Source organism: Micromonospora terminaliae, from assembly GCF_009671205.1.
GTDB classification, from domain to species: domain Bacteria; phylum Actinomycetota; class Actinomycetes; order Mycobacteriales; family Micromonosporaceae; genus Micromonospora; species Micromonospora terminaliae.
The window spans coordinates 2,830,118-2,842,600 of record NZ_CP045309.1; the positions used below are offsets into that span (position 1 = coordinate 2,830,118).

The window sequence follows — 12,483 nt, forward strand, 5'->3', positions numbered from 1 at the left end:
TTTGTTAACAGCAGGGAGGGATCCGTGCGCAGGATCCGCACCATCGCCGCCGTGGCCCTCGTGGCCGTGGGCCTCACGGCCGCGCTCACCACCGTCACCGCATCCCCCGCCGTGGCCGCCCCCGGCGCGGTGACCTGGTCCGACGACTTCAACGGCGCGGCCGGAACACCGCCGGACGGCAGCCGCTGGCGGTACGACATCGGGGGCAGCGGCTGGGGCAACAACGAGTTGCAGTACTACACCAACAGCACCCGCAACGCTGCCCTCGACGGCAACGGCAACCTGGTCATCACGGCCCGCCGGGAGAACCCGTCCGGCTTCTCCTGCTGGTACGGGAGCTGCCAGTACACCTCGGCCCGGCTGCTCACCAACGGCACCTTCAGCCAGGCGTACGGCCGGTTCGAGGCGCGCATCAAGATCCCCCGCGGTCAGGGGATCTGGCCCGCGTTCTGGATGCTCGGCAACGACATCGCCACCAACCCGTGGCCGAACAGCGGCGAGATCGACATCATGGAGAACATCGGCCGCGAACCGTCCACCGTGCACGGCAGCCTGCACGGGCCGGGCTACTCCGGCGGCAACCCGCTCACCGGCCAGACCTCGCTCCCCGGCGGCCAGGCGCTCGCCGACGCGTTCCACACCTACACGGTCGACTGGGCGCCCGACTCGATCACCTGGTACCTGGACGGCGTGCAGTACTCCCGCAAGACCCCGGCCGACGCGGGCAGCAACCGGTGGGTCTTCGACCACCCGTTCTTCATGATCATGAACGTGGCGGTCGGCGGCAACTGGCCCGGCTCGCCGGACGGCAGCACCACCTTTCCGCAGACCATGACGATCGACTACGTCCGGGTCCAGGCCTGGGACAACGGCGGCGGCGGGGGCGGCGGCACCGGCGGGCAGATCGTCGGGTACGGCAACAAGTGCGTGGACGTGTCCGGCGCCAACACCGCCAACGGCACCCCGGTCCAGCTCTGGACCTGCAACGGCACCGCCGCCCAGCGGTGGACCTGGAACGCCGACGGCTCGGTCCGCGCCCTGGGCAAGTGCCTCGACGTCAGCAGCGGGTCGACCGCCAACGGGGCGAAGGTGCAGCTCTGGGACTGCAACGGCACCGGCGCCCAGCGCTGGGTCTTCAACGCCAACGGTGACATCGTGAACCCGCAGGCCAACAAGTGCCTGGACGCCACGGGCGCCAGCTCCGCCGACGGCACCCGCCTGCAGATCTGGGACTGCACCGGCGGCGCCAACCAGAAGTGGCGCCGCTGACCCCACCCCTGCCCCGCCGATCATGAGGTTGGCGCCCTGGAATGCGCTTGCCGGTGGCGCTAACTTCATGATCGACGCAGACGAGTCTGGGGTGGGTATGGGCGGGACTGTTCGCACGGCACGGTTGGACCTTGTACCCCTGGGCGTTGCGCATGCCGAGGAGATGGCGGTCGTGCTGGGTGATCCGGCACTGCACGCGTTCATCGGTGGCGCCCCCGCCGACGCGGCGGCCCTGCGCGCCCGTTACGAACGCCTCGTCGCCGGGTCGCCCGACCCGGCCGTCGCGTGGTGCAACTGGGTGATCCGGCTCCGCGACGAGGGGTGCCTCGTGGGCACCGTCCAGGCGACCGTCACCGAGCGCGTCGCGGAGATCGCCTGGGTGGTGGGCACGCCCTGGCAGGGGCGGGGCATCGCCACCGAGGCGGCCCGTGGGCTGGTGGGCCGGCTCGGGCGGCAGGGGGTGCGCACCGTCGTCGCCCACATCCACCCGGAGCACCGGGCCTCCGCCGCCGTCGCCACCGCCGCCGGCCTCACCCCCACCGACGTGATGCACGAGGGTGAGATCCGGTGGACGGGGCCCGCCGGCGGCTGACGCGTACGGTGGCGCCATGACGGAAGTCCTGCGGTACGCCGCCTTCACCACCGACCCGGCGGCGGGCAACCCCGCCGGCGTGGTCCTCGACGCCGGAGCGCTCACCGACCCGGACATGCAGGCCATCGCCGCCGACGTCGGATACTCCGAGACGGCGTTCCTCACCCCCACCGGCCCCGGCGAGTTCGACGTGCGCTACTTCAGCCCCCAGGCCGAGGTGCCGTTCTGCGGCCACGCGACCATCGCCTCCGCCGTGGCCGTCGCCGAGCGCGCCGGCACCGGCGATCTGCTCTTCCGCACCCCGGCCGGAGCGGTCCCGGTCGCCACCGCCCGGGACACCGACGGGCGGCCCACCGCCACGCTGACCAGCGTCGCACCCTCCGACGCGCCGGTCGCGCCGGACGACCTCGCCGAGGCGCTCGCCGCGCTGGCCTGGAACGCGGCCGAGCTGGACCCGTCGTTGCCGCCCCGCGTCGCGTACGCCGGGGCGCACCACCTGATCCTGGCCGCGGCCACCCGGGAGCGGCTGGCCGCGCTCGACTACGACTTCGACCGGTTGCGCGATCTGATGCGGCGGCGGGACTGGACCACCGTGGCGCTGGTCTGGCGCGCCTCGGGCACGCGCTTCGACGTCCGCAACCCGTTCCCCGTGGGCGGCGTCGTCGAGGACCCGGCGACCGGAGCCGCCGCCGCGGCGTTCGGCGGCTACCTGCGTACCCACGGGCTGGTCGAGCCACCGGCCACGCTGCACCTGCACCAGGGCGCGGACCTGGGCCGGCCGGGCCTGCTGGTGGTCGACGTGCCCGCCACCGGCGGTGTCCGGGTGACCGGCAACGCCGTGGTCATGCCGGGCTGAACACGCCGGGGCCCGGCTCCCCCGTGGGGAGAGCCGGGCCCCGGACGCCTCGCTCAGTCGGTGCAGGACGGCGTGTCGAAGTGCCCCGGTGTGCTCGGGAACGCCGCCCCCGCCCCCTGGTCCTTGTTGTCCCGCGGGTACACGTAGGACAGCTCCAGGAAGGCGGAGGTGCCCGCCGTGGTCACGTCGCCGGCGTCGCGCCCGGCCCCGGAGGCCCAGGCCAGCTGGGTCAGGAAGTCCTGCATGGCCGGGCTGTGCTGGCGGATGTCGTTGAACCCGCCGTACGCCGAGTTGCAGTGGGTGAACAGGTTGTAGGCGCCGTTCCAGTCGAACAGCCGGTCACCGTTGTTCGGCCCGTTCTGCGTCACGTCGCCCTGCAGCACGTCCCGGTCCCAGCCGCCGTAGATCCAGTCGGTGCCGTGGTGGTGCTGGTTGTCGGCGAGGACGTCGTTGTCCAGGTTGGTCGCCTCGAACCAGCGGCACGGGTCGACCGTGCCGGCGGCCAGGTCCACCGGCCAGGCGCCCGCCGCGCAGTTGTCCGGGTAGGAGCCGCGCGGCCGGAAGTCCAGCAGGTCGGACCCGAGCACCGCGGTGACCGCCGGGCCGCTGGTGGCGCCGGCGCCGCCGAACAGGTGGTCGACGTACTGGTCCTGGTCGCCCCGCGCGGCGGCGCTGAACACGCCGTTCACGAGGCACTGCGGGTTGGCCGCGTCGAGCGCCGGGTCGCAGCCCTTGCCGCCCCAGAGCACGTCCGAGCCCTCGCCGCCGAACACCTCGTCGCCGCCGCTGTCGCCGTTGGCCACGTCGTCGCCGAAGCCGCCGTGGATGTTGTCCGCGCCGGCACCGCCCCGGATGAGGTCGGCCGCCCCGGCGGTCAGCCCGGCGTACGGCATGGGCGCCGAGGTGGCGCTGCCGACCCAGGCGTCCCCGTCGGTGTCGTGCAGCAGGTCCACCCGGCGGTCGTAGCCGCCGGCCCGGAACCCGGTGAACGTCTCCTGCGGGACCGAGGAGAGCGTGGCCGTGAAGCCCAGCGCCGCCACGTCGTCGGCGTTCAGGTACTGGTTCACCACGCCGCCCCGGTCGCCGAGGATGGCGTCCCGGCCGTCCTCGCCGTAGAGGCTGTCCGCGCCCAGCTCACCGAAGAGGTCGTCGTCGCCGGCGCCGCCCCGGATCTGGTCGTCGCCGTCCTGACCCCAGGCGCCGTCGTTGCCGCCGTCGCCGTAGAGCTGGTCGTTGCCGTAGGCGCCGGCCGGCTCGCAGGTGGCCTGCGCCGTGGTGCAGAACCGGGTCGACGGGCCGGGCAGCGCCGGGTCGTGGGTCCGGGCCACCGTGGCGTCGGCCGGCACCGCGCCGGTCGGGTACCGCTCGGTGTAGACCCGCTCGGCCGGCTTCCCGTTCACCGTGGTCACCGTGCGCAGCAGCGATCCGTTGTCGCCGAGGAGCACGTCGTCGGCGCCGTTGCCCTCGACCACGTCGGCGGTGTCCCGGAACCCGGCGGCCGCGCTGCCGCCGATGAGGTCGTCCTGCCCGGCCGGCGCACCGGCGCCGAGCAGGTCGGCCGGGGCCGCCGGGTCGCCCGGCCAGCCCGGGTCGGGCAGCGGGGTCACCGTGGTCCGGCCCGCCGCGCCGAGGGCGGTGTCGCCGCGCAGCGCGTCCGCGCCGCCGTTGCCCTCCAGGTAGTCGCCGTCGCCGTCGCCGGTCAGCGCGTCGTCGCCGTCCTGACCCCAGAGGGTGTCGACGCCGTCGCCGCCGCTGATCCGGTCCGCGCCGAACCGGTTGGGGCTGACCGCCGCCCGGTCCAGCAGCACCACGATCCGCGGACCGAACGGGTTGCCGTCCGCCCCGAGCCGGACCGTCACGGCCGTGGGCTGCTCACCGGGGAGCGGGCGGAGCACCGCGCCGTTGTCCCCGATGACCGCGTCGGAGCCGGGTCCGCCGAACACGGCGTCCGCGGTGTCCGGCTGGCCCGTCGTGGTCGCCCCGCTCCCGTCGTACGCGGTGCTGGAGCCGCCGACCAGGTCGTCGTCGCCGGTGTCGCCCTCGACCCAGTCGGAGCCCGGGCCGCCCTCGGCGAAGTCCGCGCCCGCGTCGGCGTGCACCCGGTCGGGGCCGCCCTGCCCGAAGATCACATCGTCGGCGTCGCCGCCGGAGATGAGGTCGCCGCCGCTGGTGCCGGCCGCCGGGGTGAACCCGAGGTCGAGCAGGGTCACCTTGCGCGACGGCACGGCGCGGGCCTGGGTCACCCGGGTCGCGTCGGCCGTGGCCGGCGTGAACCGGGCGTTGTCCCCGGCGATCAGGTCGGCGTCGCCGTCCCCGAAGAGCTGGTCCCCGGTGTCCGGGCGGCCGGTGCCGGCGACGGGCTCCTGGCTGGAGCCGCCGACGATCTCGTCCTTCCCGAGGCCGCCGTGGACGAGGTCGGCGCCGTTGTTGCCCTCCAGCCGGTCGTCCCCGCCGTCGCCGTCGACCCGGTCGTCGCCGAGCCCGCCGTACGCGACGTCACCGTCCGGCCCGCCGGAGAGCACGTCCCCGGCGCCTGCCGCCGGCACGTCCCCGGCCAGGTCCAGCGGGTACGGCCCGACGTCGCCGATCCGCGGGGTGCCGTTGTCGCCGACGATCCGGTCCACGCCGTCCTCGCCGTAGACGAAGTCCCGGCCGTCGGCCACGCCGGCCACCCGCCCGCCGCCGTAGAGCACGTCGTCGTCCGGGCCACCGAGGACCTGGTCGTCGCCCTCGTTCCCCTCGGCGGTGTCCACGCCGGTGCCGCCGTAGAGGCCGTCGTCACCGGTGTTGCCGAAGAGCAGGTCGACGCCGTCGTCGCCGTGCAGCTGGTCGACGCCCGGCCCGCCCCAGGCCCGGTCGGCGCCGCCGCCCAGGTGCAGGGTGTCGTCGCCGAGCTGGCCGCAGGCCCGGTCGTCGCCGCCGCCGAGGTCGGCGCGGTCGTCGCCGCTGCCGGCGGTGACCACCTCGACCCCGGCGCCGCCGAGGATGAGGTCGGCCGAACCCTGGTCGGTCGGAGCCGGCTGGTCGCCGGCGAGGGTGCCGTCCGCGCAGGTCTCGGCGGTCAGCCGCTTGTCGCCGAAGACCGTGGACCCGCCGTCGCCGCCGATGACGTGGTCGCTGCCCAGGCCGCCGACGAGCAGCTTGGTCTGCGACTGGGTGCCGGCCGGCAGCGGCTGGTGGACCACCTGCCGGGCCGGTCCGTAACCGTCGGTCCCGTCGGGGTCGCCGACGCTGGACGGCTCGGCGATCACGTAGTCCTCGTCCGGGCCGCCGAACAGCTCGTCGGTGCCGTAGCCGCCGACCAGCACGTCGTCGCCGCCGTAGCCGTACAGGTGGCCGGTCTGGCCGTTGGCCGAGTGGGACACGACCAGGTCGGTGCCGGCGCTGCCGTGCACGGTGTCCTGGCCGGAGCCCGTGTCGACCTTGTTGACCAGCCCGGCGTCGCCGCTGCCGGCGGCGTCCGGGTCGGCCGGGACGGTGCTGCCGGCGGTGTGGACGGTGTCGTCGCCCTTGCCGCCGTTGAGGATGTCCGCGCCGGGGCCACCGATCAGGAGGTTCTTCCCGTTCGGCCGGTCGTCGAGGACCACGCCGACGACGTCGTCGCCGCCGTTGCCGTAGACCGTGCTGGCGCCGTGCCCGACGGTCACGTGGTCGTCCGCGCCGGTGGTCTCCTCGGTCGGTGCCGTGAGCTTCGTCCAGTCGACCAGGCCGGTGAGGCCCTTGTCCCCGACCGACGTGTGCACGGTGGTCGTGCCCGGCCGGTCCACGGCGCCGAGGTCGCTGTCGCCGGCCACCACGTCGTTGCCGTCGCCGGTGGTGACGGTGTCCCGGCCGGCGCCGCCGGCGACCCGGCTGACCTGGCCGGCCGCCTCCGCCGTGACGATCACGTCGTCGCCGCCGCGGCCGTCCACCCAGGCCGGACCGGTGCCGGTGCGGATCTGGTCCCGGCCGTCGGAGCCGATGACCACGGCCGCCTTGTCGAACGCGGAGGTCTTCGTGCCGTCGCCGCCGGTGTCACCGTCGCCGAGCAGCAGCACCGACAGGGACACCTTGTCCGCGTCGGCGACCTGGTAGCCCCGCCCGTCGACGACCACCCGGGTCAGGTTCGGGTCGAGGAACTCCTGCTTGCGCCCGAGCGCCTCCACCGCGAAGCCGTCGAAGTCGGCGTCGCTGTCGGCGTAGTGCACGGCGTACACCTTGATCACGTCACCGGCGTAGGTGCCGGCGCCGTTGTCCCAGGCCTTGTCCCCGCGCTGCTCCTTCTTGCCGAACTTGCCGGCGAAGACCACCAGGGTGTCCCCCACCGTGCCGCCCAGTTCGGGTGGCTCCGGTGTGCAGTCGGGTTGCGCGCGGAAGTCCAGCAGGGTGGCGTCGACCAGGGTGAAGTCGAACGTCTTGGAGAACAGGAACAGGTCGATGGTGATGTAGACCTTGAGGAACACCGAGAGCTGCCCGCTCGTGGTGAAGAGGCAGACGGGGTTCACCAGCAGCGCCTGGAGGAACTCGCTGGTACGGAACTTGCCGTCGTTGTTCGGGTCGTTCCAGCTGAACCCGACGGTGAGCCGGATGCCGCCCTCGATGCCCGCCTTGACGATGAGCACGCTGACCTCGGCCCCCGCGGCGATCTCGCCGCGCAGGGTGACCACCGGGACGGCCTTGCCGGTGCTGTCGGCGGTCTTGAAGTAGAGGCCGTCGAGGAGGCTGACCGCGTCGAGGTCGGTGCCGTCGGTGGCGGCCTCCACGGCGTGCCGGATGCCCGCGGTGTCCAGGCCGGCGATGAACCGGGCGGTCACCGAGGCGCTGCCGGAGAGGGTGACCAGCACCGGCGGCGGGGCGTACACCGGGCCGAAGGACTGCCGCCAGCTGAACCCGAGCGACAGCGGCCCGGAGTCGAAGCTCACCAGTTCGACGTCCTGCCCCATGAGCAGCCCGAACAGCGAACCCGGGTTGTCGAAGATCGGGAAGCTGAAGCCGGTCTTCTGGGCGTTGGACTTCCCGTCGGAGCCCGCGGCGAACAGCTTCTCCCCGTCGTCCCCGGCGGCGGTGTCCACCGCGGACTTCACCTCGTCGGCGTTCTTCGCCTTGGTGAACGGGTCGTCCCGCTTGATCAGGCTCTCCGCCGACGCCGGGGAGGCCTCGGTGGTGAGCGCCTTCGCCGGGTCGACCAGGAACTGGCCGAGCGGGATCGAACAGCCGGCGTCGCAGTCCGGTATCCGGTTCACGAAGGTGATCACGGCGCGGACGGTGTCGACGAAGTCGAGCTTCGGCCCGCCGGTGAGGGTGCTGAACGTCTTGGCCAGCCAGACCAGGGTGATGTCCGGTCCGCCGGTGGCCTTCGACAGGTCCGACAGCACCGGGATCGGGGCGTACAGGGTGTCGATGACCGGCTGGAGCGGGCCGGTGACCGCCTTGAGCTTCTCCACCACCGGCTTGAGGATCTTGCTGAAGAAGGCGCCGGCGTCCAGCGCGATGTCGGTGAACGTCACCTGGAGCGGGGTGGAGACCCCGCCGCCGGTCGCGCTCAGCCCGCCCTGCTTGTGCTCCAGGCCCCACTTCAGGCCGAAGCGGGCACTGATGCCGGGCAGCGCGGAGCCCACCTCGTCGCCGGTGTTGACCGCCGCCGCCAGCTTCCAGTCGATGTTCACCTGGGCGGTGAGGTCGGTGGCGAGCAGGGAGCCGAGGTCGGCGAACTCGGCCAGGGTCAGCTTCGCGTCGGCGTCGGCCGCGCAGTCCGCGGCGACGCCCGGGTCGAAGCAGCTCTTCTCCCCCGGCGAGCCCTTCAGGTCGACCCCGAAGTACGCCCGCACCAGCGGACCGGTTCCCTGCTTGGCGGCGTTCACCTGGATGAAGGCGAGCTGGGCGGCCAGGTCGCCGGTCATGTCGAAGTTGGCGCCGATCTGCACCTCGGGGGCGGTGTCCCCGTCGTGGGTGGGGACGTAGAAGCCCTCGTCCCGGTCGAGGACCAGGTCCAGGTGCAGCTTCCAGCCGAGCTTGGCCTGAATGCCGTCCGGCGCGCCCTTCTTCGCCTTCAGCGACAGGCCGGGGATGCCCAGGTCGAGCGGGACGTTCACGCCGAGGCAGGTGTCGCTGTCGCTCGCGTCGGTGCAGCCGGCCGCGGCCGAGGGCGCGCCGCGCGAGGCGGTCAGCTTGATCCGGATGGACTGGAAGTCCTCCGGCTGGCAGGGGGTGGCCACCCCGCTGCGGCAGCCGACCACCGCGCTCACGCCCGGGTCGAGGTCGGCCAGCACGTCGTTGAGGGCGGTCTGCATGCCGGCGCTGTCCAGCGTGGCGTTCGCCAGCACCGGGCCGATCGCCGCCTTGACGTCCGCGCGCAGTTGGGCCACGAACTTCTGGCCCTGCTGCAGGTCGTCGCCGACCAGCGGCAGCTTGCCGTCGAAGCTGGCCAGCCGCAGCGCCTCCTCCACCTTGGCCAGGTAGCCGTCGATGCCGACGTTGAAGTCGGTCAGCTGCAGCGACAGGTTCGCGAAGCAGGAGGTCAGGTCCGGCGTCTGCGCGTGCGGCGCCAGGTCCAGCCCCATGGTGAAGGTGAGCAGGTTGGTGGCGTCCGCGGGTTCGCAGTTGTTGACGAACAGCGGCGCGCGGGCGCAGATCGGCGTCGCGTCACCGCCGACCCCGCCGCCGCAGTCCACGCCCGCCGTGGTGAACGTCGGCGTCAGGCCGAGCAGGTCGGTGACCGGCCCGTCGGCGGCGAGCCCGCCCAGGCCCACGCTGAGGTTCGCCTTGACGGTGGCGAAGTCGGGGTCCTTGCCGAGGTCCAGGGCGAGCGGGCCGACCCGGGCGGCCAGGGCGGCGTCGTCGACCCCGCCCTTGACGGTCACCTTGGCCGAGGAGTTCTTGTCCAGCAGCGGCGCCGCGTTGAGCTTCAGCGGCAGCAGCAGGCCCAGCTTGGCCTGGGCGTCCACGTCGAGGGCGAAGCTGCCGGAGCTGTCCAGGCTGACCAGCTCACGGGCGCCGTCCCAGGCGAAGGCCAGCGGCCCGGCGGTGCGCACGTTCCGCTTCCAGTCCAGCCCGACCCGCAGGTACGGGCCGCCGGCCCGCTCGTCGAGGGTGAACTGGATGCCGCTGTCCGCGCCGATCGCCTTGTTGAGCTGGTCGAGGGCGTCCTGGAGGGTGTCCGGCGGCGCGGCGAGCAGCTTGTCCAGCGCGTCGGCCAGCTCGGGCCGCAGCGCGTACGCCGTGCCGTTCTCCGGCTTCGGCGTGCCGGCCGCGTCGACCCGCAGGGTCTGGCCGTCGACCCGGTCCAGCACCCGGTACGCCTTGCTGCCGATCACCAAGGTCCGCCCGGCCAGGCGCGGGTCGAAGGCCGCGTCACCGCTGCGGTTGGCGTCCTTGAGCAGGAAGTTCGCCCCGTCGGCAGTGAACGTCACGCCCTTGCCGACGCCGCTCTCGTCGGCGCCGAGCAGTTCCCGGGCGGAACGGCCGAGCAGCGGGATCTCGGTGTTCAGCGGCCCGCTGCCGCCGCCGGGCTGGGTGAGCGCGGCGTTCACCAGCCGCAGCGCCTCGATGACCACCGCGAAGAGGGCCTTCGGGTCGTCCGGGTTGAAGTCGACGGCGAAGATCCCGTCGAGGCTGCTGGTGTCGACCACCGGCTGCTCGCCGGCCTTCCAGCTCACGTCCACGCCGACGCCGTCGCCGAGGGCGCCGGTGGCGCCCGGCACGCTGACCGTGACCCGGCCGGTGGTCTTCACCGAGGAGGAGACGGCGAGCAGGTTGCCCGGCTGGGACTGCAACCGGCGGAACAGCTCGCCGAGGCTGATGTCCTGCGCCTGCTTGAAGCTGACCTGGAGCATCCGCTGCCCGCTCGCGGCCGGGCCGACGGTGAGGTCACCGCCGAGCTTGACCTTGAGGAAGCCGGCGGTGGCGAAGAAGTCGACCCCGGTGGCGATCGGGAAGTCGGCCGCGAACAGCGGCGTGGCCGGGTCGGTGCGCAGCAGCACCCGGTCGGCGTTGGCCTCCGTGCTGCCGAGGTCGTCGCGCAGGTCGAGCACGAGGGTGACTGCAGCGCTGTAGCGGGGCTTCACGGTGGCGAAGCTCGCCTGGGCGTTCGCGGCCCGCAGGCCGACCTTCTTGTCGCCGCCGGCCGGCTTGGTGAGCGTGCCGGCGAGTTCGACGGCGCCGATGTTCGGGCTGGAGCCGCTGATCACCCAGACGCTGTCCGGGCCGGGCTGGCCGCCGATCCAGTTCTCCGCCAGGGTGACCGTGGTGGCGGTGTTCCCGGCGATGGTGCCGGCCGAGGTGCCCGCCACGACCCGCTGGCCGACCAGCTCGTCGGGGGTGAACCGGTTCCCGTCGACGCTGAAGCCCTTGGCCGTGAAGGTGGCGCCGCGGCCGGAGACCGAGGCGGCGCCCGGGTCCAGCGGCACGGCCACGGTGGACTCCCGCTCCAGCTTCACCCGGAAGACGAGCTTCTCGCCGGCGAAGGAGAGATTGTCGACGGGGAGCCCCTCGGCGGCGAGCAGCTTGACCAGCTCCTGGATGGAGCTGAACTTCGGCTGGCCGGCCTTGGCCGGATCGTCGGTGGCCGGGTTGAACCCCGGGTCGTCCGGCTTGGGGTGCACGTACTTCTTGAGGAAGCCGGTGAGCTTCTCGTTGACCTTCACGGCGTCGGCGAAGGTGCCCCGCAGGAAGGGCAGGCTCAGGTTGCCGGCCGGTCCGCTCTGCTGCACCCCGCTGAGCAGGGTGGCGAGCTGGGCCAGCCCGGAGGCCAGGTCGAGCGGGCTCATGTTCCGGAACTTGGCGATGGTCTCGTCGAGGCCCGTGGTGGTGACCGTGGGGCTGCCCACGCTGATGTCGTTCCAGTCGACCTTCACGGTCGCGGCGACGGCGGGCAGGTCGAACGGCGCGCCGACGGTGGCCGCACCGAGGTTCACCTGGCCGTGCACGGAGCCGGGGCCCGCCTCGGTCTCGGTGTCGGAGATCCGGCCGCCACCGGAGTTGTCCAGGGCGACCTGGACCAGGCCGCCGAGGGAGCCGGCCGCGCCCAGCTCACCGGTTCCGGCGCCGGCGCCGGTGTCGAAGGCGAGCCGGCCGTCGCCGTTCGGGTCGGTGACGGTGGCCTTGACATGGGTACGCGCCGTGAGGGTGCTGCCGGCGGTGAGCGTGACCCCGAGGATGCCGACCGAGGCGGTGGCCTGGTCCAGGTCGGCGCGGAGCGTCGCCGCGGCGTCGATGTCGAGGCGCGGGGTGTCCCCGTCACGGACCAGGTAGGTCTCCCCCGCGGCGGTGTGCCGGGCCCGCAGGTGCAGGGTCGCCCAGCCGGTGACGTCGACCGCCTTGGTGACGGTCACCCCGCCGACCGCCAGGTCCTTCGCGGTGACCTGCCGCTTCGTGGTGACCACCACGTCGAGCAGGTGGTCCCCTCCGCTGGTGGTGACCGTGCTGGTCAGGCGGGTGCCGCCACCGAGGTCCACGTCGTCCTTGGTCAGGCCGCCGGCCAGGGCGTCGGACGCCTTGCGGGCGAGCTTGTCGGTGTCCACGAGCGCGCCCGGGCTCACCCCGAGCAGCGGCAACGGCTGGCCGAGCAGGCCGACCCGGGACAGACCGCCCTCCGCCCAGGTGGCGGTGCGGGACATCAGGGTCTTGAGCGCGCTTTCCCACGCCTCGTCCGCGTGGGCGGGCGCCGCCGTCCACACCAGGGCGAGCGCGGCGGTCACCACCGCCGCGGTCAGGCCGGCGAGCAGCCGCCGTAGAGCCACCATGAGCCACCTCTTCCTCGATGGCCGTCACCGACGGCGCTGGTCCCGCG

4 protein-coding genes are annotated in these 12,483 nt (G+C 73.5%); 3 read left to right on the top strand and 1 reads right to left on the bottom strand.

Annotated elements, in window-relative coordinates; translation table 11 throughout:
* Positions 1-24: 24 nt before the first annotated feature.
* The 3 genes from GCE86_RS12715 to GCE86_RS12725 all read left to right on the top strand — a co-directional run bounded on the left by GCE86_RS12715 (position 25) and on the right by GCE86_RS12725 (position 2,717).
* On the top strand, positions 25-1,269 hold the full coding sequence (locus GCE86_RS12715; RefSeq protein WP_154227147.1) for a glycoside hydrolase family 16 protein: 1,245 nt from the start codon (positions 25-27) through the stop codon (positions 1,267-1,269).
* 163 nt (positions 1,270-1,432) lie between these two features.
* Positions 1,433-1,861 (top strand): GNAT family N-acetyltransferase, encoded by a 429-nt coding sequence (locus GCE86_RS12720; RefSeq protein WP_239542439.1) that lies wholly within the window; start codon positions 1,433-1,435, stop codon positions 1,859-1,861.
* A 16-nt stretch (positions 1,862-1,877) separates the two neighbouring features.
* On the top strand, positions 1,878-2,717 hold the full coding sequence (locus tag GCE86_RS12725; RefSeq protein ID WP_154227149.1) for a PhzF family phenazine biosynthesis protein: 840 nt from the start codon (positions 1,878-1,880) through the stop codon (positions 2,715-2,717).
* Positions 2,718-2,770: 53 nt separating this feature from the next.
* Here the strand turns inward: GCE86_RS12725 and GCE86_RS12730 are convergent, their stop codons facing one another.
* Complete coding sequence (locus GCE86_RS12730) at positions 2,771-12,436, bottom strand: calcium-binding protein (protein WP_154227150.1); 9,666 nt, start codon at positions 12,434-12,436, stop codon at positions 2,771-2,773.
* Between the last annotated feature and the right edge of the window lie 47 nt (positions 12,437-12,483).